This window comes from Pseudomonas chlororaphis subsp. piscium, from assembly GCF_003850345.1.
Taxonomy (GTDB): Bacteria; Pseudomonadota; Gammaproteobacteria; order Pseudomonadales; family Pseudomonadaceae; genus Aquipseudomonas; species Aquipseudomonas piscium.
Window position 1 is genome coordinate 98511 of record NZ_CP027707.1, and the last position, 23889, is coordinate 122399.

The 23889-nt window shown below is 60.5% G+C and carries 20 protein-coding genes, 2 tRNA genes and 1 rRNA gene; 6 read left to right on the forward strand and 17 right to left on the reverse strand.

From position 1 onward, the window contains the following. Positions 1-6: 6 nt before the first annotated feature. From C4K38_RS00495 to C4K38_RS00520, 6 genes are all read right to left on the reverse strand, one after another. Entirely contained in the window at positions 7-1155 is a 1149-nt protein-coding gene (locus tag C4K38_RS00495; protein ID WP_053276855.1) for an ABC transporter permease, read from the reverse strand. A 69-nt stretch (positions 1156-1224) separates the two neighbouring features. After that, positions 1225-2256 (reverse strand): DUF5924 family protein, encoded by a 1032-nt coding sequence (locus tag C4K38_RS00500; RefSeq protein ID WP_053276856.1) that lies wholly within the window; start codon positions 2254-2256, stop codon positions 1225-1227. Between the two features lie 62 nt (positions 2257-2318). Continuing rightward, positions 2319-3704, reverse strand: a complete 1386-nt coding sequence (locus tag C4K38_RS00505) for a M16 family metallopeptidase (RefSeq protein WP_053276857.1) — start codon at positions 3702-3704, stop codon at positions 2319-2321. Between the two features lie 56 nt (positions 3705-3760). Further along, positions 3761-5419 (reverse strand): Na/Pi cotransporter family protein, encoded by a 1659-nt coding sequence (locus C4K38_RS00510; protein WP_053276858.1) that lies wholly within the window; start codon positions 5417-5419, stop codon positions 3761-3763. A gap of 215 nt (positions 5420-5634) precedes the next feature. Then, a complete protein-coding gene (locus tag C4K38_RS00515; protein WP_025806798.1) occupies positions 5635-6402 on the reverse strand; it encodes a TerC family protein in 768 nt (255 codons plus the stop codon). Between the two features lie 88 nt (positions 6403-6490). After that, positions 6491-7798 carry a CitMHS family transporter gene (locus C4K38_RS00520; protein ID WP_007924260.1) on the reverse strand — a complete coding sequence of 436 codons (1308 nt, stop codon included), beginning with the start codon at positions 7796-7798 and terminating at the stop codon, positions 6491-6493. 350 nt (positions 7799-8148) lie between these two features. Between C4K38_RS00520 and C4K38_RS00525 the strand changes: the two genes are divergently transcribed. Beyond that, entirely contained in the window at positions 8149-8550 is a 402-nt protein-coding gene (locus C4K38_RS00525) for a GFA family protein (RefSeq protein ID WP_053276859.1), read from the forward strand. 68 nt (positions 8551-8618) lie between these two features. On the opposite strand, the gene C4K38_RS00530 is transcribed toward C4K38_RS00525, so the two are convergent. The 11 genes from C4K38_RS00530 to C4K38_RS00580 all read right to left on the reverse strand — a co-directional run bounded on the left by C4K38_RS00530 (position 8619) and on the right by C4K38_RS00580 (position 18763). After that, the gene (locus tag C4K38_RS00530; protein ID WP_053276860.1) at positions 8619-10580 is read right to left on the reverse strand and encodes a DUF7844 domain-containing protein; all 1962 of its coding nucleotides are present in this window, start codon (positions 10578-10580) and stop codon (positions 8619-8621) included. Beyond that, positions 10577-10897: a DUF2388 domain-containing protein gene (locus C4K38_RS00535; protein ID WP_009041550.1), complete on the reverse strand. Its 321-nt coding sequence runs from the start codon at positions 10895-10897 to the stop codon at positions 10577-10579. The genes C4K38_RS00530 and C4K38_RS00535 overlap by 4 nt, the downstream gene beginning before the upstream one ends. 27 nt (positions 10898-10924) lie before the next feature. Beyond that, positions 10925-11230, reverse strand: coding sequence for a DUF2388 domain-containing protein (locus C4K38_RS00540; RefSeq protein WP_053276873.1), 306 nt, complete (start codon positions 11228-11230; stop codon positions 10925-10927). 107 nt (positions 11231-11337) lie between these two features. Continuing rightward, the gene (locus tag C4K38_RS00545) at positions 11338-11655 is read right to left on the reverse strand and encodes a DUF2388 domain-containing protein (RefSeq protein ID WP_007924251.1); all 318 of its coding nucleotides are present in this window, start codon (positions 11653-11655) and stop codon (positions 11338-11340) included. A gap of 164 nt (positions 11656-11819) precedes the next feature. Beyond that, positions 11820-12029, reverse strand: coding sequence for a DUF1127 domain-containing protein (locus C4K38_RS00550; RefSeq protein WP_169915331.1), 210 nt, complete (start codon positions 12027-12029; stop codon positions 11820-11822). Positions 12030-12306: 277 nt separating this feature from the next. Continuing rightward, positions 12307-12522 carry a DUF1127 domain-containing protein gene (locus tag C4K38_RS00555; RefSeq protein ID WP_009041553.1) on the reverse strand — a complete coding sequence of 72 codons (216 nt, stop codon included), beginning with the start codon at positions 12520-12522 and terminating at the stop codon, positions 12307-12309. A gap of 319 nt (positions 12523-12841) precedes the next feature. Next, complete coding sequence (gene scpC / locus C4K38_RS00560) at positions 12842-14335, reverse strand: succinyl-CoA:acetate CoA-transferase ScpC (protein ID WP_053276861.1); 1494 nt, start codon at positions 14333-14335, stop codon at positions 12842-12844. Between the two features lie 180 nt (positions 14336-14515). After that, positions 14516-15952 (reverse strand): NAD(P)(+) transhydrogenase (Re/Si-specific) subunit beta, encoded by a 1437-nt coding sequence (locus C4K38_RS00565; protein ID WP_053276862.1) that lies wholly within the window; start codon positions 15950-15952, stop codon positions 14516-14518. After that, positions 15952-16275, reverse strand: a complete 324-nt coding sequence (locus C4K38_RS00570) for an NAD(P) transhydrogenase subunit alpha part 2 (RefSeq protein WP_003187010.1) — start codon at positions 16273-16275, stop codon at positions 15952-15954. The genes C4K38_RS00565 and C4K38_RS00570 overlap by 1 nt, the downstream gene beginning before the upstream one ends. Positions 16276-16290: 15 nt before the next feature. Next, a complete protein-coding gene (locus C4K38_RS00575) occupies positions 16291-17412 on the reverse strand; it encodes a Re/Si-specific NAD(P)(+) transhydrogenase subunit alpha (protein ID WP_016703895.1) in 1122 nt (373 codons plus the stop codon). A gap of 451 nt (positions 17413-17863) precedes the next feature. Further along, the gene (locus C4K38_RS00580; protein WP_009046306.1) at positions 17864-18763 is read right to left on the reverse strand and encodes a LysR family transcriptional regulator; all 900 of its coding nucleotides are present in this window, start codon (positions 18761-18763) and stop codon (positions 17864-17866) included. A 157-nt stretch (positions 18764-18920) separates the two neighbouring features. Here C4K38_RS00580 and C4K38_RS00585 point away from each other — a divergent pair, with 157 nt between their 5' ends. The 5 genes from C4K38_RS00585 (at position 18921) to C4K38_RS00610 (ending at position 23760) form a co-directional block, all read left to right on the forward strand. Then, a complete protein-coding gene (locus tag C4K38_RS00585) occupies positions 18921-20102 on the forward strand; it encodes an acyl-CoA dehydrogenase (protein WP_025806792.1) in 1182 nt (393 codons plus the stop codon). Between the two features lie 13 nt (positions 20103-20115). Then, positions 20116-21336 carry a CaiB/BaiF CoA transferase family protein gene (locus tag C4K38_RS00590; protein ID WP_053276863.1) on the forward strand — a complete coding sequence of 407 codons (1221 nt, stop codon included), beginning with the start codon at positions 20116-20118 and terminating at the stop codon, positions 21334-21336. 643 nt (positions 21337-21979) lie between these two features. After that, positions 21980-23516: ribosomal RNA gene (locus C4K38_RS00600) — 16S ribosomal RNA — on the forward strand. 65 nt (positions 23517-23581) lie between these two features. Continuing rightward, positions 23582-23658 (forward strand) — tRNA-Ile (locus C4K38_RS00605). 26 nt (positions 23659-23684) lie between these two features. Beyond that, positions 23685-23760 (forward strand) — tRNA-Ala (locus C4K38_RS00610). The last annotated feature ends 129 nt before the right edge of the window (positions 23761-23889 follow it).

A 23889-nucleotide genomic window follows, 5' to 3' on the forward strand; every position in this document is an offset into this window, starting at 1 on the left:
AACGGTTCACCAGCCCATCTCCATGAAGAACAGCGCGGCGACGGCATCGAGGACGATCACCACGAAGATCGATTGCACCACGCTGGACGTGGTGTGGGCGCCCACGGACTCGGCGCTGCCGCTGACCTTGAAGCCTTCCAGGCAGCCGATGGCGGCGATCAGGAAGGCGAAGATCGGCGCCTTGACCATGCCCACCAGGAAGTGCTGCACGCCAATGTCCGATTGCAGCAAGGCGAGGAACATCGCCGGCGAGATATCCAGCGACAGCGCACAGACCACCCCGCCACCGACTATCCCCGAGAGCATCGCCAGGAAGGTCAGCATGGGCAGAGCCACCAGCAGCGCCAGGACCCGGGGCAGCACCAGCAGCTCCATCGGGTCCAGGCCCAGGGTGCGGATGGCGTCGATTTCCTCGTTGGCCTTCATCGAGCCGATCTGCGCGGTGAAGGCGCTCGCGGTCCGCCCGGCCATGAGGATCGCCGTGAGCAGTACACCGAACTCACGCAGGAAGGAGAACGCCACCAGGTCCACGGTAAAGATGCTGGCGCCGAAACTCTGCAGTACCGTGGCGCCGAGGAAAGCCACCACGGCGCCCACCAGGAAGGTCAGCAAGGCGACGATGGGCGCGGCGTCGAGACCGGTCTGCTCGATATGCGCGACCATCGGCGTGATGCGCCAGCGCTTGGGACGCAGCAGGCCGCGGGCCAGGGTTTCCAGGATCAGGCCGACGAAACCCAGCAGCTTCAGGGTGTCCTGCCAGATGGCGTCGACCGCCTTGCCGATCCGTGTCAGCAACAGGATGCCGACCGATACTTCCGGTTCCTTGAGCGGCACGCAGAAGTCGGTCAGCGAGCAGTAGACGGTCTGCAGCAGCGCGCGGTCGGCCGAAGACAGGGTGCAGTCGGGGTGTTCGGTGGACTTGCCGAGACGCTCGGAGCCCAGCAGCTCGACCAACAGCGAGGCGCCCGCGGTATCCAGGGCGCCGAGACCGTTGAGGTCGATGTGGGTGCTGCTGTCGTACTGTCCGGTGAGCTTTTCGCAGAGGTGCTTGAGCTCGGTGTAATGGACGAGCGTCCAGTCCCCCGTGACTCGCAACCGCGAGGGGGAACTCGACGTATCCAGTTGGGCACTGCCGGCCGTCGTGCTCTGGGTCATAAGCTCCGTGCTTGTATGGTTTTTACGCAGTGCTACGTAATACCACGATCGAGACGACTTTGCCTTGTACTAAGGTGCTGAGTTTTGTCCGTTGGTGCCGGTGATCTTGAAGCGCAGCACGCCGATCACCTGCCCGTCTTCGGTCAGCACCCGGACCTGCCAGCTGCCGGTCGGATCGCCGGGGAAGTTCTGCTTGTGCGACCAGGCGCGGTAGCCCTCCTTGCGCCCGCCATGGATGTCCAGGGCCACCCGGTCGACCTCTTTACCGTTGAATTGCCAGACGTGATAAATGCGCTCGTCCAGCCCGCGCGGCGCATTGATCGCGGTATAGGCGTACAGCCCGGTGCTGCTCACCTCGTTGGCGCTGACTTCCTTGAGGCTGGCGCCGGGGGTGCGGTCCTGCAACTGGGTACTGATGGCTTCCTCGGCGATCCACAAGGTCGCTGGCGGAACCCAGGAGCGCAGCAACCAGCCAGTGCCGCCGATGGCCAGGGTCATGCCCAGCAGCATCAATGCGCCGCGCAGGTTGCGGATCGGGAAGATCGACGCGAGGCTGGGGAACGACAGCAGCATGGCAATGCCCAGGGCCAGCTTGAAGCTCTGCGCGGTGGTCAGGTGCAGGATGATCGGCAGCGCGGTCAGCAAGGCGGCGAACAGTGTCAGGGTGTGCAGGGCGAGGAACAGCCAGCGCCGTGGGGCCAGCCATTTGTAGTACAGCGGGTCGATGATCGAGACCAGCGCCGAGGCGCCCAGCAGGCCGGTGAATACCAGCTGCCCGCTGTTCCAGGCGGTGGTGATGAAGAAGAACGGCAGGACGAAAAACAGGCTTTCCTGGTGAATCATCTGCGTTGCGTAACGCAGCAGCGGCTGGGGGATTTCCCGCTTGAAGATCTTGGTGAACAGCTGGGTCAGGCTGTTTTCCAGCATCAGCCAGATCCAGCTCACCAGCATGATCACGGCGATCCAGGTGGCCAGGCCCTGTTGGCGGTCCACCAGGATGAAACTGCCGACACCGGAAATGAAACCGCCGAGCGCAATGACCCCTGGGTAGCGCTTCATCAGTTCCAGGATGCGCTGCATGTAATGAGTCAGGTTTGGCATTCGGCGATCACACTAGAAAAAAATCCCCGACAGAATAACGGTTTAGCGTGACAAAAGACGCATCAGCCACGGATTCGTTGGCGATAAGCGCGCCAGCCGAACAGCGCCAAAACAATCAATAGCAGGGCGCCGAGGATCAGCCCGCTCAAGGCCGCGTAGCTCAGCAGCGGTTTTTCGATCCGCAGGTAACCGGGCTGCTCCAGCAGCTTGCGCATGGCCAGGTTGGCCTGCTTCAGGCTGACGGCTTTCAGGCGCTTGGCCGGATCGCTGAAACGCCCGTCCGCGTAGTCGCTCAAGGCGCCCCAGTAATAATCCGCCAGCGCGCTGTTGCCCTGTACCGCCCAGGCCTGGCGGGCAATCGCGGCCTGTTGCAGGCGGGCGAAGGTGGCCGGCTCCAGGCCGTTCTTGAGCAGTTGCGCCTTGAGCTCATCGATCACCTGTCGGGCCTGGGGCAGGTCCGCGCGTTCCAGGTCGGCATTCAGGCTGAGAAAGCCGACACCGCCGAACACCTCGCGTTGGCTATTCGGTCCGTAGGACAGCTCATGCTGCAGGCGCAGTTTCTGGTACAGCGCCCAGTCCAGGTAATCCTTGAGCAGATCGAAGGTTTCATCGTGCTGCTGGTCGAGGGTCGGTTCGGGGAACAGCCAGTGCAGTTTGGCGCTGTCGCCGACCCAGCCATGGATCAGGCTGCGCTCGGCGGCGGCCGTTTTTTGAATGTTCGGCAGGCCCTGGTGCTCGCTGGGCTCCACCGGTTCCAGCGCGCCGTAGCGGCGTTCCAGGTAGGCCGGCAACAGGCGGTCAAGGTCGCCGACGACAATCAGGGTCATGTTGTTCGGCGCGTACCAATTCTTGCGCAGCTGCTCCAGCTGTTGCAGGGTCAGTTGATCGACCTCGGCCCGTTCGGCGCACTTCAGGCCCAGCTCCACCGCCAGCTGGTTGCTGGCGGTGTGGCCCAGGTCCTGGCGATCCAGCCAGCGTTGCAGGTGCGAGTAGTGCCCGCCGTCCTCGCGCTCGACCACCCGTTTCGCCGTTTGCAGTGCGTTGTCGTCGAGTTCGGTGCGGGTCAGCAGGGCCAGCAGCAGATCCAGTACCTTGCGCTGGTTTTTCGCCGGGGCCTCGATGACGAAGGTGGTGTCGGCATTGCCGGTATAGGCGTTCCACTCACCGCCCAGGGCTTGCATGCGTTCTTCCAGGCCGCCCTCGCCGCTGGCGTCGATACCGCTGAACAGCAGGTGTTCGAGCAGGTGCGGCAGCTCCTTGTCGGCGCAGCCGAAGTCGTCCAGCCCTACCCCGACCACCAGGCGAATCGCTACGTGGCCGCGCTCGCTGCCCGGCTTGAGCAGCAGTTGCAGGCCGTTGGGCAGCATGTAGCCCTCGACCTGGAAGCGATCCAGGGCAAACGAATGGGCTGATCCGAGCAGCAGACAGGCGAGTAACAGGCAACGCATAACAGGCTTCCTTACGACGGGCGTAAGTTCTACAGACTTCGGGTAACTGTGGATGTTCAGGGTGAATGGGTGATGTCAGCCATATCGTCCACGGCGAGCGCGCCGGTTTCGGATGTCCCCAGCACCACGTAGGCGCTGCCGCAGAACAGCGAATTCAAGCGTTTCATATCGGCGATCAGCTCCAGGTGCAGCGAACTGGTCTCGATGCTCTGGACGATTTTACGTTGCAGGCGGCTGACATGGGCATGGGCCAGGCGACGTTCTTGAGCGCGAAAGCGGCGTTTTTCCCGCAGCAGCTGCCGGGCGCTTTCCGGATCGGCGCTGAGAAACACCGAAAGCCCGAGGCGCAGGTTGGCGATCAGCTGTTCATGCAGACCGGCCAGTTCTTCCAGGCCGACTTCGGAAAAGGAGCGGCGTTGCGCGGTCTTCTGCTGCTGGACCTTGCGCAGCATGCGTTCGATCAGGTCGCTGGCCAGCTTCAGATTGATCGCCAGTTCGATGATCTCGGCCCAGCGCCGGCTGTCCTGTTCACCGAGGTCTTCCCTGGGCATCTGCGCCAGGTAGAGCTTGATGGCGTTGTAGAGCACTTCGACATCGTCGTTGAGGTTGCGCATTTCCTGGGTGATCGCGGTCTGCTTGCCGTGCAACACATCGCGCACGGCTTCGAGCATGGTTTCGATCAGGTCGCCGATACGCAGGGTTTCCCGCGCCGCGTTGGCCAGGGCCAGGCTGGGGGTGGTCAGGGCGGTCGGATCAAGGTGGCGAGGCTTGGCCCGGCCATTGGTTTCCGGGCGCTCCGGCAGCAGCCAGGCACAGACCTTGGCCATCGGCTCGACCGTTGGCAGCAGCACCAGGCAACGCAGGGTGTTGTAGAGCAGGTGGAAACCGATCACCACCTCTTGCGGGCTGAAGTCCAGGCTGTCCATCCAGTGAGCGAGCGGGTCGAGCACCGGAATGATCAGCAGCAGGCCGATCAGCTTGTACAGCAGGCTGCCCAGCGCCACCTGGCGGCCGGCGGCGTTCTGCATGTTGGTGCTGAGAAAGGCCAGCACCCCGCTGCCGATGTTGGCGCCGATCACCAGGCCGATGGCCACCGGCAGGCTGATCACGCCGGCCCCGGCCAGGGTCGCGGTGAGCAGCACGGCCGCCAGGCTGGAGTAGGAAATCATGGCGAACAGCGCGCCCATCAGGGCGTCGAGCAGGATGTCGCCGGTCAGCGAGGCGAACAGGACTTTCACGCCCTGGGCATGGGTGATGGGCGCGGCGGCTTCGACGATCAGTTGCAGCGCCAGGATGATCAGCCCCAGGCCGATCCCTACCCGCCCGAGCTGGCCGGCGCGGGTCTGTTTGCGCGACAGGAAGAAGATCACCCCGAGAAAGATCAGCAACGGCGACAGCCAGGACAGGTCGAAGGTCAGCACCCGAGCCATCAGCGCGGTGCCGACGTCGGCGCCGAGCATGGTCGCCAGGGCGGGTGTCAGCGCCATCAGCCCCTGGCCGACGAACGAGGTGACCAGCATCGCCGTGGCGTTGCTGCTCTGGACCATGGCGGTGACCAGGATCCCGGCGACGAAGGCCAGCGGACGCTTGGCCATGTTCTGGCCGATCAGGTGACGCAGGTTCGAGCCATAGACCCGCAGGATACCGGTGCGGACGATATGCGTGCCCCAGATCAGCAAGGCCACGGCGGACAGCAAATTGAGCAGGGTGAGCATGACGGCCCCCTGTGGTGAATAGCGCCCCAGAGGGGCAAGTTAACGGTGCCGCGCGTCTTTCTACGTTCTGTACTTAAGCTGTAGTTGGCTAACGGTCTGTGCGCCAGCATCGCATAGCTGATGCGGCGATTGAAACAAAACCGTCATAAAGAAAGCGGCTTTTCGCGGGCGTGAAAAAGGGGCTCGAAAGCCCCTTTTTCTGCTGCGCTCTCGGGTTATTGACCCGGGATGTCCTTGCGCAGTTTCACCGGGTCCTGCTGCTTTTTCTTTTTCGCGATGGCGGTGCGCATCTTGATGTTGATCGCCTCCACCGCCAGCGAGAAGGCCATGGCGAAGTAGACGTAGCCTTTTGGCACATGCACTTCGAACGCCTCGGCGATCAGTACGGTACCGACCACCAGCAGGAACGACAGCGCCAGCATCTTCAGCGACGGGTGCTTGTCGATGAACTCGCTGATGGTGCCCGAGGCCAGCATCATCACCAGTACCGCGACGATGATCGCAGCGACCATGACCGGCACATGGGAGACCATGCCGACGGCGGTGATCACCGAGTCCAGGGAGAACACAATGTCGATGATCGCGATCTGGATGATGGTGTAGAGGAAGTTGCCGCCCTTGCCGCTTGGCTCATCGGCGGTTTCGTCCTCGCCTTCCAGGGCGTGGTACATCTCCTGGGAGCTTTTCCAGAGCAGGAACAGGCCACCGAAGAACAGGATCAGGTCACGTCCGGAAATACCCTGGTCGAAGACCACGAACAGGTCGGCGGTCAGGCGCATGACCCAGGTGATCGACAGCAGCAGGAGGATCCGCGTGATCATGGCCAGCGCCAGACCGAAAATCCGGGTCCGTGCCTGCATGTGTTTGGGCATGCGGCTGACCAGGATCGAGATCATGATGATGTTGTCGATACCCAGGACGATTTCCAGGGCGGTCAGGGTAAAGAAGGCAACCCAGATTTCCGGGTTGGTCAGCCATTCCATGTGTATTCCTTTGAGCGAGTGTTGTACCGCGCCAGCCGAGATTTCCGAGAGCGAAGTCTAGCGGCCGACGCGGTGAGTCATTGCTTTTTTATAGAGTGCTGAACAGCGGAAAGATCCCCATCAGCAAGGCGGCGAACATTATGCACAGGCAAACCAGGACTGCCCACTTGAGGGTGAAGCGCTGGTGATCGCCGAACTCGATACCGGCCAGGGCCACCAGCAGGTAGGTGGATGGTACCAGCGGGCTCAGCAGGTGGACGGGTTGGCCGACGATCGAGGCACGTGCCATTTCCACCGCGGTGATGCCATAGTGACTGGCGGCCTCGGCGAGAACGGGCAGCACGCCGTAATAGAAGGCATCGTTGGACATGAAGAAGGTGAACGGCATGCTCACCAGCGCGGTGATCACCGCCAGGTACGGGCCCAGCGCGTCCGGAATCACTGCCAGCAGGCTCTTCGACATGGCGTCGACCATGCCGGTACCGGACAGGATGCCGGTGAAGATACCGGCGGCGAAGATCAACCCGACCACCGCCAGCACGCTGCCGGCGTGGGCCGCGACGCGGTCTTTCTGCTGTTGCAGGCATGGGTAGTTGACGATCATCGCGATACTGAAGGCCACCATGAACAGCACCGGCAGCGGCAACAGGCCGGCGATCAGTGCGCACATCAGGGCGAAGGTCAGGGCGCCGTTGAACCAGATCAGCTTCGGACGGCGGGCGTCCGGGAATTGCGAAACGCTGATTTCGCTGTGGTCGATCTCGTCGCCCTGCAGGTGCAGTTCACCCAGGCGCGCACGTTCGCGCTTGCCGTACATATAGGCGATCGCCAGGATCGCCACCACGCCGGCCAGCATCGCCGGGATCATGGGCACGAAGATGTCCGACGGGTCGACATGCAGCGCACTGGCGGCACGGGCGGTCGGGCCACCCCAGGGGGTCATGTTCATCACGCCGCCGGCCAGGATGATCAGGCCGGCCATGATCCGCGGGCTCATGCCGATGCGGCTGTACAGCGGCAGCATGGCCGCCACGCAGATCATGTAGGTGGTGGCGCCGTCACCGTCCAGGGACACCACCAGCGCGAGCACGGCGGTACCGACCGAGACCTTGAGCGGGTCACCCTTGACCAGCTTGAGGATCTTGCGCACGGCCGGGTCGAACAGGCCGGAGTCGATCATCAGGGCGAAATACAGGATGGCGAACATCAGCATCACGCCGGTTGGCGCCAGCTTGGTGATGCCTTCGAGCATCATTGGGCCGATCTTCGGTGCGAAGCCGCCGAACAGCGCGAACAGGATAGGAACGATGATCAGAGCGATCAGCGCGGACAGGCGCTTGGTCATGATCAGGAACATGAAGGTGATGACCATGGCGAAGCCAAGGAAAGTCAGCATGGGAATACTCCAGGCGTAGCGCGGCTAGGGAATGGCGAACCGGATGGGGTCAGCGCAGAACGGGAAGCGCGGGACGGGCTGGAGGAAGCGGGGCGAAAAGGCGGGTACGAACGGACATCAGAATCACCATTGTTGTTGTTAATTGGGCCAGGAGGCGCGAAAACGCTTATTGGCCAACCGGTCTGTTGCCGGCAGTGGAGGCGATCCTAATCGCGGAAGCTTTCAGCTACCTTTCGTTGTAGAAAGCAATGATCGGATGCGCCGCGAGCCGACGTGCGGTTAAAAAACAACCAGTTCGGCCAGCCGGCGGAGTTTGCCGCTGGCCCGGTCATTCGATGGGAGGTCCTTGTATGAGCCTGTTGCACACCGGCGGTTGCCACTGCGGCCAGCTGCGTTATCAGTTCAGTGGGCCGCTGCGCGATATCGCCCATTGCCATTGTTCGATCTGCCGACGAGTCAGCGGCGGCCTGGTGACCACCTGGATCACCCTGCCCCGCCCGGCTTTCCAGTGGCTGGCTGGGACGCCGACGTGTTACCACTCCTCGCCGGGCTGCGCGCGGTATTTCTGCCCGAACTGCGGTGCCCATGTGGCGTTGATCACTCAACTGAGCCCGGACAGCATCGATGTGACCATCGCCACCCTGGATCATCCGGAGCTGGCGCCTGCCGAGCGGCATATCTGGACCGACAGCCGTTTGCCCTGGCTGCACCTGGATGAGCAGTTGCCGGGAGAGGCCGAGGAGACGTTGTAAGGTTGCGGGATCGCTTCGCGGGCAATGCGTCCTTGTAGGAGCGAGGCTTGCCCGCGAAGCTGTTGGCGTCAGGGCAGCTCGAGTCCGCCCGCGGCCTTGTGCAAGGCCCGCAGATGTTCGCCGACCTGTTTCAGGTTGGCTTCGTTGGCGGCGATTTCGGCGGCGCGTTTCGGCTCCAGCAGGGCCCGTACTTCCTTGTCCAGATCACCGGTCAGCACCTGTAGCTGCTTCTGGCGCAGGCTGCTTTCCGACTCCAGGCGTTGCCACTCGCTCGGCTGTGGCAAGCCGTAGCCGCTGCTGCCCAGCAACTCGGCCGGGCGACTGAGGAAGCCACTGTTGGCGAGGATTTCCTGCAGGGTCTTGTTGGCCTTGTCCATGCCACCGTTCTGCAGGTCGCGGGCCCCCAGATAACGTTGCTTGACCTCGTCCTGGGCCAGCAACAGCTGGCGCCGGAAGCTCGCCTGTTCGAGCAGCAGCAAGGCAGCGCTGGTACGCAGGTCCGCCTGGTCGAACCATTGGCGACGCTCCGCGGCACTCAGGGACAGCCAGTCTTCGACGCTGTTCTGTTTGATCGGCAGGTGTTTTTTCAGCACCTCGAACATCGCCTGGTAACGGTCGCGGAAGGAGTCGAAGCGATACCCCAGGCGCAAGGCTTCGCGAGGATCGTCCAGTACGCTGGTGTCGGCCAGGCCGCGGCCCTTGAGCACTTCCAGCAGGCCGTTGGGCATGATGCTGTCGAGCCCGGTCAGCTGGGCATTGTTGCTGCCGCTGCGCAGCAGCTTCAGGCTTTCCACGGCGCAGTTATTGGACAGGAAGTAATAGTTGCCGTCGTAGCTCCAGTGCATCTCGGCCGCACGCTCGACCACCTCTTCGATCTCGTTGCGCGACAGGTTCAGTGGCACCGAGGCCAGGCTGCGCAGCTCGGTCTTGGTGTATTCATCGATGACCTGGGCCAGCGGCAGGATAAACAGGCGGGATGGGTATTTGCCGACCAGGCCGTCCCAGCTCGATAGCTGTACGTCACCGACAAAGGCACGGTAGGACAGCACCAGGTGCTGCTCGAGGTCCAGCCGGCAATCCGGTCCGCGCGGCCGGCCGGGTGCACAGATCACCAGGCGCAACATGCTATGCCCCCAGCGGCTGACCCAGTTCTGGTTGGCCTCGGCCAGCAGGTAATCCACGGCATAGACCCGCTCCGGGTCGACCTTGCCCAGCGGCTGCTTGGCGAAATCGTTGCCGGCGTTGAGGAAGGCGAAGGACCGGGTGCAAGTGTCCTTGGCCTTCGGCGCCCAGCCGAAGTGTTCCTGGTAATAACGGTACAGCGCCGGCCGGCGGCAGGCGTAGCTCGGGTCCAGGAGGAAGTACTCCATGTTCACCGCGACGAACTCTTTCGGGTTGGTCGTTTCGTAGATATCCGGGCTGCGGGCGATCTGGCGGTTGTATTGCTCGCGCTCGCCCCGGCGGCCAACGTATTGCGGCCAGCCGGCGAGGTCGAGCAGGCGCGGGTCGTCGCTGAGGGTGAAGCGGCGCGAGGTCTGACCGCGGCACTGATCCGGCAGCCCGATCAGGCCGGAGGCGCTGTTCTGGCGGCTGCAACGCTGGATCAGCGTGCGCTCGGCACCTGACCACAGGCGCGAACGGTCATAAATATGGGTGAGTTCGTGCAGCACGGTGGCGAGCATTTCCCGGCGCACGGTGCCATGGGGGCGATGGGTTTTCTGGGTGGCCGCGCTGCCGTCGGTGAGGCTGGCCAGCAGTTTGCGATTCAGGTCGAGTTCGTCGACCAGTGATGCCTGGCCGTAAGCGTTGTGAGGCATGTCGTCGGTCCAGCCGACATCGATGCGACGGTCCAGTTGTTCGATGAAGCGCGGCGGCAGCGCTTGCAGCGCTTCATCCAGCAGCGCCTGGCTGGCGTGCTGCTGCTCCGGGCTCAAGCCTTCGGTCTTGAGCCGCAGTTGCAGGCCGGCCTGAGCACCGTTGCCCAAGAGTAACAGCGCTGCGCCCAGCAGCCAGGCAGCGAGCGGCCTCACAGTGCGAGGATGGCTTCGGCGAGAACCTGATCACTGGCGTCGCGGGCTTGCGGCACGCGGTTACGCAAGGTATCGAAGGCAGCTTCCAGCTGAGCGCCACGAATATCGCCGTCGCTGGCGACGAAGCTGGCGGCGTCGTCATGAGCGGCACGCACGATTTTCGAGTCGCGGATGGAGGTGGTGGTGTCCGAGGTGAAATCGATGGTACGACCAAAGGCTCGAACGATGATGTTACTGGTGGCTACCAGGGTTTGCGCCTGGGCTACATCAGCCAACAGCAACAGGCCAAGGGTGGCAGCAATCAGCGGGCTACGCATGGAACGACTCCGGGATGACAGGGATAGTTATTGGACGAGAATTGCCTGCGCCAGTTCAAGGTCGCCGGCATGAAGTTGTGGCTGGGTTTTACGCAGGTAGTTCAGGGCTGATTCCAGCCGGGCTCCGCGCAGGTGGCCGTCAGTGGCAATGAACGCCGCGGCGTCATCCTGGGCAGCCAGTAGGCGTTTGTTATCGAAAGGTGCAGAGGTCACCTTGCTGGTGGCGTAGCCAGTGATGACCAGGCCTTGTGTGCTCAGGTCGAAAGCAGCGGCCGAGCCACTCCAGCACAGGGCAATCAACGAAGGGACGGTAAGCAAGGTGGAAAAACGCATGAGTCTCGACAGCTGAAAAACCAGCGGCAAGGCTAGCGCAATGCCCGGGCGAGAGCCAGCGCCCAGGGTTTCGGGTGCGTTGGGCGCACCCGTCACCGGACCGGCGGTCAGATCGTCAGGATGGCCTGAGCGAGCTGGGCGTCGGTAGCGCTCAGTTGTGGCAACTGTTGGCGGATGTGGTCAAACGCGCTTTCCAGCTTCACGCCGCGAATGGCGCCTTCGGTGGCGACAAAACTGGCGGCGTCGTCACGAGCGGCGCGCACGATTTTGTTGTCACGGAATGAGGAGGTGACGTCGGATGTCGCATCGGAAGTGGCCTTGAGTGCGCCGACTACCGCATCGGTGGTGACGATAAAGCTGGAGGCGTGGGCGTTGGAGGCCAAGGCCAGCAAGGCAGCAGCGCTGAGCAGGCGAAGACGGGACATAGGTAAAACTCCTTGATAACAGATAGGGTGGTGCTGAGTGGGCACCGGGTAGCCACTGAGGGGCAGATGAATCAGTCGCCCCTTCAGAAAGATCGCTACACACTGCCGGATATTAGGCCCACCCCATCTGTTCGAATAGCCCTCTTCTGCTGTCTTGGTACGAACTAGCGCCAGAAGGGTTTGTCCAGCTCGGCCATGCGGTCGCTGTGGCTGATGCCTACATCGGACAATTGCTGATCGTTGAGCCCTGCCAGCACACGACGTGTTCGGGCGTTCTGCTGCATCTGGCACAAGGCGCGGAACAAGCGTTTCCACACGCTTATCTGAGGATGGGAAAAGCTGAGAGGTGCGATACGTCCTGGTATGTGGTTCATGGTGCGGTCCTTTCGGCAGGCCGAAGTCAGGGACTTGGGACACCATGTTGCTATTCACGCAGGCGCGTATACAGATACACCAGTGTGAAATTGTACTGGTTCAGATGTATTTATTTTAAAACTGTACCTGTCTGGCCTTACCCCTTCTGTACCGGCTGTTTCCAACATTGCCAGGCCTTAAACGACAAAACCCGTCGCGGTTGCCCGCGACGGGTTTTGTTTTTTCAATTCTAGGTGCTGGCAGTGGACCCGGTGGGTCAGGGCCAGCGACGCTAACTTAGCGCCAGAACGGCTTGCTCAGCTCTTCGTAGCGTTGAGCTTCGCTGATACCAGCGTCAGCCAGCAGACGCGAATCCAGGCGAGCCAGTTGGTGGCGGCTGGAGATGCGGCGCTGCCACAGCATCAGGTTGGCGAGAACGCGCAGAGGCATGGAAGCCTGGGTTTTTGCAGCTTTGTCTTCGAAGAACAGTTCGGAACTGAGTGTACGTTCCATGGTGTGCATCCTTCCGCTTGTGGCGGGATTAGGTAGTGGTTTAACTGGTGCCCATGATCCTCCTCTCGCGCCAGTCTCTCTAGATACAGTTCATCTGTATTGTGAGGGACCAGTTAACTGTTTATAGGTGCTGTACTGTTCGGAAATGATGCAACTGTACCTGTCGGCACCATTTTGGTGCGTTTCAAGGTGTTTTCTCGAAAAAGGCAGGGGCTGAAGGCGATAAAAGACCGGTACAGTAGTACAGTTTTTGAAGGCCGTTTGAAGGATGTCGATGGGCTGACGCAACTGTGCTTGCGTCAGCCCTCGACTGTACCCATCACACAGCGAGCATGCGCCCGGTTTCTTCCAGGTTCATGTGCCAGCGCAGGGCATCGCGCAGGATGTGCGGCGTGTGGCCGCCCAGGGCGCAGGCTGCGCTGAAGTAGTCATTCAGGGGTTGGCGATAGTCCGGGTGTACACAGTTGTCGATGATCACCCGTGCCCGCTCCCGTGGCGCCAGGCCACGCAGGTCGGCCAGGCCGACTTCGGTCACCAGGATGTCGACGTCGTGTTCGGTGTGGTCGACGTGGCTGACCATCGGCACCACGCTGGAAATCGCCCCGCCCTTGGCGATGGACTTGGTGACGAAGATCGCCAGGTGCGCGTTGCGAGCGAAGTCACCCGAACCGCCGATGCCGTTCATCATCCGAGTGCCGCAGACGTGGGTGGAGTTGACGTTGCCGTAGATGTCGAACTCCAGGGCGGTGTTGATGCCGATGATGCCCAGGCGACGCACCACTTCCGGATGGTTGGAGATCTCCTGCGGGCGCAGCACCAGCTTGTCCTTGTAACGCTCCAGGTTGCCGAACACATCGGCGTTGCGACGGCTCGACAGGGTGATTGAGCTGCCCGAGGCGAAGCTCAGCTTGCCGGCGTCGATCAGGTCGAAAGTCGAATCCTGCAGCACTTCGGAGTACATGGTCAGGTCTTCGAACGGCGACTCGATCAGGCCGCACATCACTGCGTTGGCGATATTGCCGATGCCTGCCTGCAGCGGGCCGAGCTTGTTGCTCATGCGCCCAGCGTCCACTTCCTGCTTGAAGAAGTTGATCAGGTGATTGGCGATCCCCTGGGTTTCGCTGTCTGGCGTCGAAACGGTGGATGGCGAGTCCGCCTGGTTGGTGATGACGATGGCGACGATCTTCTCCGCCGGGATCGGGATGGCGGTGCTGCCGATACGGTCGTCGACCTTCACCAGCGGGATAGGCGTGCGGGTCGGCCGGTAGGTCGGGATATAGATGTCGTGCAGGCCTTCCAGGTTCGGGTTGTGCGCCAGGTTGATCTCGACGATCACGTGCTTGGCGAAGATCGCGAAACTGGCGGAGTTGCCCACCGAGGTGGTCGGCACGATATGGCCTTGCTCGGTGATCGCCACGGCTTCGATGACGGCGATGTCCGGCAGCTTGAGCTGCTGGTTGCGCAGCTGCTCCACGGTTTCCGACAGGTGCTGGTCGATGAACATCACCTCGCCGGCATTGATTGCCTTGCGCAGGGTGCTGTCGACCTGGAACGGCATGCGTCGGGCCAGGACACCGGCCTCGGTCAGTTGCTTGTCGAGGTCATTGCCCAGGCTGGCGCCGGTCATCAGGCTGATTTTCAGTGGGGTTACCTTGGCGCGCTCGGCCAACGCATGGGGCACGGCCTTGGCTTCGCCGGCGCGGGTGAAACCGCTCATGCCGACGGTCATGCCGTCCTGAATCAGAGCGGCAGCGTCAGCGGCGCTCATCACCTTATCCAACAACGAAGGCAAGCGGATACGATCACGGTACATGGATTGTTATCTCGGGCAGCGGAAGCAAGATGCGCAGTCTAGTGATTTCAAAAAAATTCGTCCCGCTACCAAGGTCGAATGAAAGGCCGCGATTTAGAGCCTTTTGTCGGGTTTGTGCGGGAAATAAAAAACCCCAGCCTACTAAAGGCTGAGGTCTTGGGTGTTGCGCTGGAGCAGGTTTTACTCGACGGCTTTGACCATGTCTTCGATGACTTTCTTGGCGTCGCCGAACACCATCATGGTCTTGTCCAGGTAGAACAGTTCGTTGTCCAGGCCGGCATAACCGCTGGCCATCGAACGCTTGTTGACGATGACGGTCTTGGCCTTGAACGCTTCGAGAATCGGCATGCCGGCGATCGGCGATTTCGGATCGTTCTTCGCCGCCGGGTTGACCACGTCGTTGGCGCCGAGCACCAGCACCACGTCGGCCTGGCCGAACTCGGAGTTGATGTCTTCCATCTCGAACACCTGGTCGTACGGCACTTCAGCTTCGGCCAGCAGTACGTTCATGTGGCCGGGCATGCGCCCCGCTACCGGGTGGATCGCGTACTTCACGGTCACGCCACGGTGTACCAGTTTCTCGGTCAGCTCCTTCAGTGCGTGCTGTGCCCGCGCGACCGCCAGGCCGTAACCCGGAACGATGATCACGGTGTCGGCGTTGGTCAGCAGGAAGGTGGCGTCGTCGGCCGAGCCGGACTTCACCGGACGGGCCTCTTGTGTGCCCGCCGGGCCGCCAGCGTCGGCGGTGTTACCGAAACCGCCAAGCAGTACGTTGAAGAACGAACGGTTCATCGCCTTGCACATGATGTACGACAGGATCGCACCGGACGAACCCACCAGGGAGCCGGCGATGATCAGCATCGAGTTGTTCAGCGAGAAGCCGATCCCCGCCGCCGCCCAGCCCGAGTAGCTGTTGAGCATCGACACCACCACCGGCATGTCGGCACCGCCGATCGGGATGATGATCAGCACGCCCAGCACGAAGGCCAGGACCAGCATCAGGGCGAAGGCGCCGAGGTTGCCGGTGAGCATGAAGGTCACGCCCAGGCCCAGGGTCGCCAGGCCGAGAATCAGGTTCAGCTTGTGTTGGCCGCCGAACTGTACCGGTGCGCCCTGGAACAGGCGGAACTTGTACTTGCCCGAAAGCTTGCCGAAGGCGATCACCGAACCGGAGAAGGTGATGGCACCGATGGCCGCGCCGAGGAACAGCTCCAGGCGGTTACCGGCCGGAATCGAATCGCCCAGCTGCTTGACGATGCCCAGGGACTGCGGCTCGACCACGGCGGCGATGGCGATGAACACCGCTGCCAGACCGATCATGCTGTGCATGAAGGCCACCAACTCCGGCATCTTGGTCATTTCCACGCGCTTGGCCATGATCGAGCCGGCGGTACCGCCGATCAGCAGGCCGACGATCACGTAGCCGATGCCAACGGTCGCCAGTTCCGCGCCCAGCTTGAATACCAGGCCGACGGTGGTGACGATCGCCAGGGCCATGCCGAGCATGCCGAACAGGTTGCCGCGACGCGAGGAAGTCGGGTGCGACAGGCCTTTGAGGGCCTGGATAAAGCAGATCGACGCGATCAGGTAGAGCGTCGTTACCAGATTCATGCTCATTACTTGGGCGCCTCTTCTTTTACGGCTTTCGGGGCTTTTTTCTTGAACATCTCAAGCATGCGGCGGGTTACCAGGAAGCCGCCGAACACGTTGACCGCGGCCAGGGCCACGGCCAGCGTGCCCATGGTCTTGCCCAGCGGCGTCACGGTCAGGGCGGCGGCCAGCATGGCGCCGACGATCACGATCGCCGAAATGGCGTTGGTTACCGCCATCAGCGGGGTGTGCAGTGCGGGTGTAACGTTCCAGACCACGTGATAACCGACATAAATCGCCAGCACGAAGATGATCAGGTTGTAGATACCGGGGGAGATAAGCTCTTCCATCGTCTGAATCCCTGCTTAGGCGTTTTTACGGATGACTTGGCCGTCGCGGCACATCAGGCACGCGGCGACGATGTCGTCTTCTAGGTTGACCTCGAACTGACCTTCTTTGGTGAAGACGAGCTTCAGGAAGTCCAGCAGGTTGCGGGCGTACAGCGCCGAGGCATCGGCAGCGACAGCGCCGGCCAGGTTGGTCGGGCCGACAATGGTCACGCCATTTTCGACGACCACCTGATCCGCCACGGTCAGCGGGCAGTTGCCGCCCTGGGCCGCGGCGAGGTCGACGACCACTGAGCCTGGCTTCATCTGGGCCACGGTTTCGGCGCTCAGCAGTACTGGCGCCTTGCGGCCTGGAATCAGGGCGGTGGTGATCACGATGTCCGCCTGTTTGGCGCGTTCGTGCACGGCCTGGGCCTGGCGCTGCATCCAGCTGGCAGGCATCGGGCGCGCGTAACCACCGACACCGACGGCGCATTCGCGCTCTTCATCGGTCTCGTAAGGCACGTCGACGAACTTGGCCCCCAGGGATTCGATCTGTTCCTTGACCGCCGGACGCACGTCCGAGGCCTCGATCACGGCGCCCAGGCGCTTGGCGGTAGCGATGGCCTGCAGACCGGCAACCCCGGCACCGAGAATCAGCACGCGAGCGGCTTTCACGGTGCCCGCGGCAGTCATCAGCATCGGCATGAAGCGCGGGTAATAGTGGGCAGCCAGCAGCACCGCCTTGTAACCGGCGATGTTGGCTTGCGAGGACAGCACATCCAGGCTCTGGGCCCGCGAGGTACGTGGCGCTGCTTCCAGGGCAAAGGCGGTGATGCCGCATTCGGCCATCTTGGCAATGGTTTCATTGCTGAACGGATTGAGCATGCCCACCAGGACGGTGCCGCTTTTGATCAGGGCCAGCTCACTGTCGCTGGGAGCCACGACCTTGAGAATCAGCTCCGCGCCGAATGCATCGTTGGCGCTGCCAATGGTTGCACCTGCCGCTTCATAGGCACTGTCGACAACACTGGCGTTGATGCCGGCGCCGCTCTGCACAGTGACTTTATGACCCTGGCCGATCAGTTTCTTGATGGTTTCCGGGGTTGCAGCAACCCGTGTTTCACCCGTTTGGGTCTCGAGAGGAACACCAATGTGCACGTCAAATCTCCTGCGTGATCTTATTGCTTTCGATCTTTTTTAGAAGGCCAGCGCACTACGGATGGTGCAGCTGGGGCGGCCGATCAGCACGATCCCGCCAGAATCAAGGCGGGGCGCGGCATTTTGCAGGCGAACATTACGCCCTTCAAGGGATTATGAGGGGTGACGGAAAATTAACTACAAGTCACCCCGTGACCGAATGTCGCAAGGGTAGGGCTCAATTCCTTGTAAGCCGTGCCTTGTAAGGATTTAGACGGAAAATAAAACATTTTTCACATTGCTCATGTGAATGAGCGTTTATGGCCCTCAAAAAGCCCTACAAGCCGCGTGGTTAGGCGCTTATAGGACGGTTTTTCCGCTTATCGATACAGTCTGTCTGAATGCGACATTTAGTTATATCTGTAGTGTTTTGTTTTTTCTGACTACTAAGTCAACTTGTCGCCCTGCCCTGCTATTTCTCAAGGCTGTAGCTTTGTGCCTGCTCCACCAGCCAATCGCGAAAAGCCCGTAAAGACGCTGATTCCACCTTGCGCTCGGGAATCATCAGGTAATACGCCTTGATGCTCGCCAGGGCTTCGGGGTTGGCGATCACCAGGCGCTTTTCCCTCAGCTCCCGTTGAATAAGGAATGGCGGGATCAGAGCGATGCCCATGTCGTGCATGGCGGCCTGCGCCAGCATGGAGAATAGTTCGTAACGCGGGCCTGTCATGTCTCGCGGGATATTCAGGTGCTGTGAGTTGAACCATTGCCGCCAGGCATAGGGGCGCGTGGTCTGCTGCAGCAGCGGCAGCTCGGCGATTTCTTCGGCGCTTAGCCGGGTGCGGTTGCCCAGGGTTGCGGGGCTGCACACCGGCATCGGGTTTTCTCCCATCAGGCGATGGGATTGGGTACCCGACCAGTCGGCGTCACCAAAGTAAATCGCGGCGTCGAAGTCGGTATCGGCGAACAGGAAAGGCCGCGTGCGGTTGGTCAGGTTGACCGTGACTTCCGGGTGTCGCTGCTGAAAATCCTTGAGCCGGGGCAACAGCCATTGGGTGCCAAAGGTCGGGACCACCGCCAGCTCGATGACGTTGGCGCCCTGCTGGCCCATGACAGAAAGCGTGTCGCGTTCCACCGCGTCCAGTTGGGTGGCCACGCGGCGGCTGTAGGAGAGCCCGGCTTCGGTCAGCTTGACGCCGCGTCGGGAGCGGCGGAACAGTTCGACCCCGAGAAACTCTTCCAGGCTGGCGATTTGTCGGCAAATAGCACCTTGCGTCAGCGAAAGCTCCTGCGCCGCCTTGGTAAAGCTCTCGTGACGTGCGGCGGCTTCGAAGCTGATGAGGGCGGCAGTGCTGGGGATCTTTCTGCGCATGTACGGCAATCTCACTAATGGAATCGCTAAAAGCCGATTTCGGCTGTTACGGAGTGAGAAATTAGCACAACAGTATGCGAAATCCTCGTTTGCCGCGCCCGCAAAGCCGGCCTAGGATCAACCCACGAACGTTGACCTACTTCACGAGGACTCACTCATGGGCGGTAAAGCAAGCTTCAACTGGATCGATCCCCTTCTGCTGGATCAACAGCTCACTGAAGAAGAGCGCATGGTGCGCGACAGTGCCGAGCAATTCGCTCAAGGCAAGCTGGCGCCACGTGTGCTCGAAGCTTTCCGTCATGAAAAGACCGACCCGGCGATCTTCCGTGAAATGGGCGAAGTTGGCCTGCTGGGTGCCACCATCCCCGAGCAGTATGGCGGCAGCGGTCTGAACTATGTCTGCTACGGCCTGATTGCCCGTGAAGTGGAGCGTGTGGACTCCGGCTACCGCTCGATGATGAGCGTGCAGTCCTCCCTGGTGATGGTGCCAATCAACGAATTTGGTACCGAAGCCCAGAAGCAGAAGTATCTGCCGAAGCTGGCCTCTGGCGAGTGGATCGGCTGCTTCGGTCTGACCGAGCCTAACCATGGCTCCGATCCGGGCGCGATGATTACCCGTGCCCGTAAGGTCGACGGCGGTTACAGCCTGACTGGCAGCAAGATGTGGATTACCAACAGTCCGATCGCTGACGTATTCGTGGTGTGGGCCAAGGACGATGCCGGCGATATCCGTGGCTTCGTGCTGGAGAAAGGCTGGAAAGGTCTGAGTGCTCCGGCGATTCACGGCAAGGTCGGCCTGCGCGCCTCCATCACCGGCGAAATCGTCATGGACAACGTTTTTGTGCCGGAAGAGAACATCTTCCCGGACGTGCGTGGCCTGAAAGGTCCATTCACCTGCCTGAACTCTGCCCGCTACGGCATTTCCTGGGGCGCTCTGGGTGCGGCCGAATTCTGCTGGCACACAGCTCGCCAATACACCCTGGACCGTCAGCAATTCGGTCGCCCGCTGGCGGCCACCCAGCTGATCCAGAAAAAACTGGCAGACATGCAGACCGAGATCACCCTCGCTCTCCAAGGCTGTCTGCGTCTGGGCCGGATGAAGGATGAAGGCACGGCGGCGGTTGAAATCACTTCGATCATGAAGCGCAACTCCTGCGGCAAGTCGCTGGACATCGCTCGCATGGCCCGCGACATGCTGGGTGGTAACGGCATCTCCGACGAGTTCGGTATCGCCCGCCACCTGGTCAACCTGGAAGTGGTGAACACCTACGAAGGGACCCATGACGTCCATGCGCTGATCCTGGGGCGCGCGCAGACCGGCATCCAGGCGTTCTACTGATAGGAGAACGACCATGGGCGCGTTATCTCATTTGCGGGTGCTGGACTTGTCGCGAGTGCTGGCCGGGCCTTGGGCCGGTCAGATCCTGGCGGACCTGGGGGCCGAGGTGATCAAGGTCGAGCGTCCGGGCAATGGTGACGATACACGCGCCTGGGGGCCGCCTTTCCTCAAGGACGCTTATGGCGAGAACACCACGGAGGCTGCCTATTACCTGTCGGCCAACCGTAACAAGCAATCGGTGACCATCGACTTCACTCGGCCGGAAGGTCAGCGCCTGGTGCGCGAGCTGGCGGCCAAGTCCGACATTCTGATCGAGAACTTCAAGGTCGGCGGATTGGCGGCCTATGGGTTGGATTACCAGTCACTGAAGGCGCTCAACCCTGACCTGATCTATTGCTCCATTACCGGCTTTGGCCAGACGGGGCCTTATGCCAAGCGTGCCGGCTACGATTTCATGATCCAGGGGCTGGGCGGGCTGATGAGCCTGACCGGGCGTCCCGAGGGTGAAGAAGGCGCTGGGCCGGTGAAGGTCGGCGTAGCGTTGACGGACATCCTGACGGGGCTGTACTCGACTGTCGCGATTCTTGCCGCGCTGGCGCATCGGCAGCACAACGGTGGCGGGCAGCGCATCGATATGGCGCTGCTGGATGTGCAGGTTGCGTGTCTGGCCAACCAGGCGATGAACTACCTGACCACCGGAGTCGCTCCCAAGCGCCTGGGTAATGCTCATCCGAATATCGTGCCTTATCAGGACTTTCCTACGGCGGATGGCGATTTCATCCTTACCGTGGGGAATGACGGGCAGTTCCGCAAGTTTGCCGAGGTGGCGGGCCAGCCGCAGTGGGCGGACGATCCGCGCTTTGCGACTAATAAGCTGCGGGTTGCCAATCGGGCGGTGCTGATCCCATTGATTCGTCAGGCCACTGTGTTCAAGACCACTGCTGAGTGGGTCGCCCAGTTGGAGCAGGCGGGAGTGCCTTGCGGCCCTATCAACGACCTGGCGCAGATGTTCGAGGATCCGCAGGTCAAGGCGCGCGGGCTGGCGATCGAGCTGCCTCATGCGTTGGCCGGGCTGGTGCCTCAGGTGGCGAGTCCGATCCGTCTCTCCGAAACGCCGGTCGAGTACCGTCATGCTCCTCCTCTATTAGGAGAGCATACAGCCCAGGTTCTGCAGCGGGTGCTGGGGCTTGAGCTTGAGTCCGTGGATGCGTTGCGAGCCTCGGGCGTGCTGTGAATGCGCTCTTCTATATAGAGAGCAACCGACCCCTTCTATATACGGGGGCTGAAAACACCCCTTTTGGGGTGTTTTCAGGTTTATTCATAGTAAAAGCAAATTAGGGGTTGACGGCAGATTCTACAGGTCTATAATTCGCCCCACTTCCGGCGCAGTCGAAACGGAAAACTCCTTGAGATTCAATGAGTTACGCAGTTTTCGACAGCGGTTACGCTTCAGTTCATCGAAGCCCGAAGGAGTTGGTAAGGTGTCTTGTTTTCGCCTTATTAACGATTCGATCTTCTCGGTCGAAAGCGGAGAAAAAGAGGTGTTGACAGCAGCGTGTAACGCTGTAGAATTCGCCTCCCGCTGACGAGAGATCGGAAGCGCAAGTGGTTGAAGTTGCAAAGGAAACTTTGAAAACTTCTTAAAATAACCGCTTGACAGATGCAGAGGCTGCTGTAGAATGCGCGCCTCGGTTGAGACGAAAGACTTAACCAACCGCTCTTTAACAACTGAATCAAGCAATTCGTGTGGGTGCTTGTGGAGTCAGACTGATAGTCAGAAAGATTATCAGCATCACAAGTTACTCCGCGAGAAATCAAAGATGTAACCAACGATTGCTGAGCCAAGTTTAGGGTTTTCTCAAAACCCAAAGATGTTTGAACTGAAGAGTTTGATCATGGCTCAGATTGAACGCTGGCGGCAGGCCTAACACATGCAAGTCGAGCGGTAGAGAGGAGCTTGCTTCTCTTGAGAGCGGCGGACGGGTGAGTAATGCCTAGGAATCTGCCTGGTAGTGGGGGATAACGTTCGGAAACGGACGCTAATACCGCATACGTCCTACGGGAGAAAGCAGGGGACCTTCGGGCCTTGCGCTATCAGATGAGCCTAGGTCGGATTAGCTAGTTGGTGAGGTAATGGCTCACCAAGGCGACGATCCGTAACTGGTCTGAGAGGATGATCAGTCACACTGGAACTGAGACACGGTCCAGACTCCTACGGGAGGCAGCAGTGGGGAATATTGGACAATGGGCGAAAGCCTGATCCAGCCATGCCGCGTGTGTGAAGAAGGTCTTCGGATTGTAAAGCACTTTAAGTTGGGAGGAAGGGTACTTACCTAATACGTGAGTATTTTGACGTTACCGACAGAATAAGCACCGGCTAACTCTGTGCCAGCAGCCGCGGTAATACAGAGGGTGCAAGCGTTAATCGGAATTACTGGGCGTAAAGCGCGCGTAGGTGGTTCGTTAAGTTGAATGTGAAATCCCCGGGCTCAACCTGGGAACTGCATCCAAAACTGGCGAGCTAGAGTATGGTAGAGGGTGGTGGAATTTCCTGTGTAGCGGTGAAATGCGTAGATATAGGAAGGAACACCAGTGGCGAAGGCGACCACCTGGACTGATACTGACACTGAGGTGCGAAAGCGTGGGGAGCAAACAGGATTAGATACCCTGGTAGTCCACGCCGTAAACGATGTCAACTAGCCGTTGGGAGCCTTGAGCTCTTAGTGGCGCAGCTAACGCATTAAGTTGACCGCCTGGGGAGTACGGCCGCAAGGTTAAAACTCAAATGAATTGACGGGGGCCCGCACAAGCGGTGGAGCATGTGGTTTAATTCGAAGCAACGCGAAGAACCTTACCAGGCCTTGACATCCAATGAACTTTCCAGAGATGGATTGGTGCCTTCGGGAACATTGAGACAGGTGCTGCATGGCTGTCGTCAGCTCGTGTCGTGAGATGTTGGGTTAAGTCCCGTAACGAGCGCAACCCTTGTCCTTAGTTACCAGCACGTAATGGTGGGCACTCTAAGGAGACTGCCGGTGACAAACCGGAGGAAGGTGGGGATGACGTCAAGTCATCATGGCCCTTACGGCCTGGGCTACACACGTGCTACAATGGTCGGTACAGAGGGTTGCCAAGCCGCGAGGTGGAGCTAATCCCATAAAACCGATCGTAGTCCGGATCGCAGTCTGCAACTCGACTGCGTGAAGTCGGAATCGCTAGTAATCGCGAATCAGAATGTCGCGGTGAATACGTTCCCGGGCCTTGTACACACCGCCCGTCACACCATGGGAGTGGGTTGCACCAGAAGTAGCTAGTCTAACCTTCGGGAGGACGGTTACCACGGTGTGATTCATGACTGGGGTGAAGTCGTAACAAGGTAGCCGTAGGGGAACCTGCGGCTGGATCACCTCCTTAATCGACGACATCAGCTGCTTCATAAGCTCCCACACGAATTGCTTGATTCATTGAAGAAGACGATTGGGTCTGTAGCTCAGTTGGTTAGAGCGCACCCCTGATAAGGGTGAGGTCGGCAGTTCGAATCTGCCCAGACCCACCAATTACTGGTGCACCCTGTAGCGATACGGGGCCATAGCTCAGCTGGGAGAGCGCCTGCCTTGCACGCAGGAGGTCAGCGGTTCGATCCCGCTTGGCTCCACCATTACAGATTGGTCTCCATCGTTTAAAGCTTAGAAATGAGCATTCCGCCAAAACGGCGATGAATGTTGATTTCTGATCTTTATCAGAATCGTTCTTTAAAAATTTGGGTATGTGATAGAAAGATAGACTG

Coding starts and splice junctions, on each gene's coding strand:
- C4K38_RS00500 (WP_053276856.1), bottom strand. CDS start 2,256: ATGCCAAACCTGACTCATTACATGCAGCGCATCCTGGAACTGATGAAG.
- C4K38_RS00520 (WP_007924260.1), bottom strand. CDS start 7,798: ATGCTGACTTTCCTTGGCTTCGCCATGGTCATCACCTTCATGTTCCTG.
- C4K38_RS00535 (WP_009041550.1), bottom strand. CDS start 10,897: ATGCGTAGCCCGCTGATTGCTGCCACCCTTGGCCTGTTGCTGTTGGCT.
- C4K38_RS00585 (WP_025806792.1), top strand. CDS start 18,921: ATGGGCGGTAAAGCAAGCTTCAACTGGATCGATCCCCTTCTGCTGGAT.
- C4K38_RS00545 (WP_007924251.1), bottom strand. CDS start 11,655: ATGTCCCGTCTTCGCCTGCTCAGCGCTGCTGCCTTGCTGGCCTTGGCC.
- C4K38_RS00505 (WP_053276857.1), bottom strand. CDS start 3,704: ATGCGTTGCCTGTTACTCGCCTGTCTGCTGCTCGGATCAGCCCATTCG.
- C4K38_RS00590 (WP_053276863.1), top strand. CDS start 20,116: ATGGGCGCGTTATCTCATTTGCGGGTGCTGGACTTGTCGCGAGTGCTG.
- C4K38_RS00525 (WP_053276859.1), top strand. CDS start 8,149: ATGAGCCTGTTGCACACCGGCGGTTGCCACTGCGGCCAGCTGCGTTAT.
- C4K38_RS00570 (WP_003187010.1), bottom strand. CDS start 16,275: ATGGAAGAGCTTATCTCCCCCGGTATCTACAACCTGATCATCTTCGTG.
- C4K38_RS00540 (WP_053276873.1), bottom strand. CDS start 11,230: ATGCGTTTTTCCACCTTGCTTACCGTCCCTTCGTTGATTGCCCTGTGC.
- C4K38_RS00555 (WP_009041553.1), bottom strand. CDS start 12,522: ATGGAACGTACACTCAGTTCCGAACTGTTCTTCGAAGACAAAGCTGCA.
- C4K38_RS00550 (WP_169915331.1), bottom strand. CDS start 12,029: ATGAACCACATACCAGGACGTATCGCACCTCTCAGCTTTTCCCATCCT.
- C4K38_RS00515 (WP_025806798.1), bottom strand. CDS start 6,402: ATGGAATGGCTGACCAACCCGGAAATCTGGGTTGCCTTCTTTACCCTG.
- C4K38_RS00565 (WP_053276862.1), bottom strand. CDS start 15,952: ATGAGCATGAATCTGGTAACGACGCTCTACCTGATCGCGTCGATCTGC.
- C4K38_RS00495 (WP_053276855.1), bottom strand. CDS start 1,155: ATGACCCAGAGCACGACGGCCGGCAGTGCCCAACTGGATACGTCGAGT.
- C4K38_RS00580 (WP_009046306.1), bottom strand. CDS start 18,763: ATGCGCAGAAAGATCCCCAGCACTGCCGCCCTCATCAGCTTCGAAGCC.
- scpC (WP_053276861.1), bottom strand. CDS start 14,335: ATGTACCGTGATCGTATCCGCTTGCCTTCGTTGTTGGATAAGGTGATG.
- C4K38_RS00510 (WP_053276858.1), bottom strand. CDS start 5,419: ATGCTCACCCTGCTCAATTTGCTGTCCGCCGTGGCCTTGCTGATCTGG.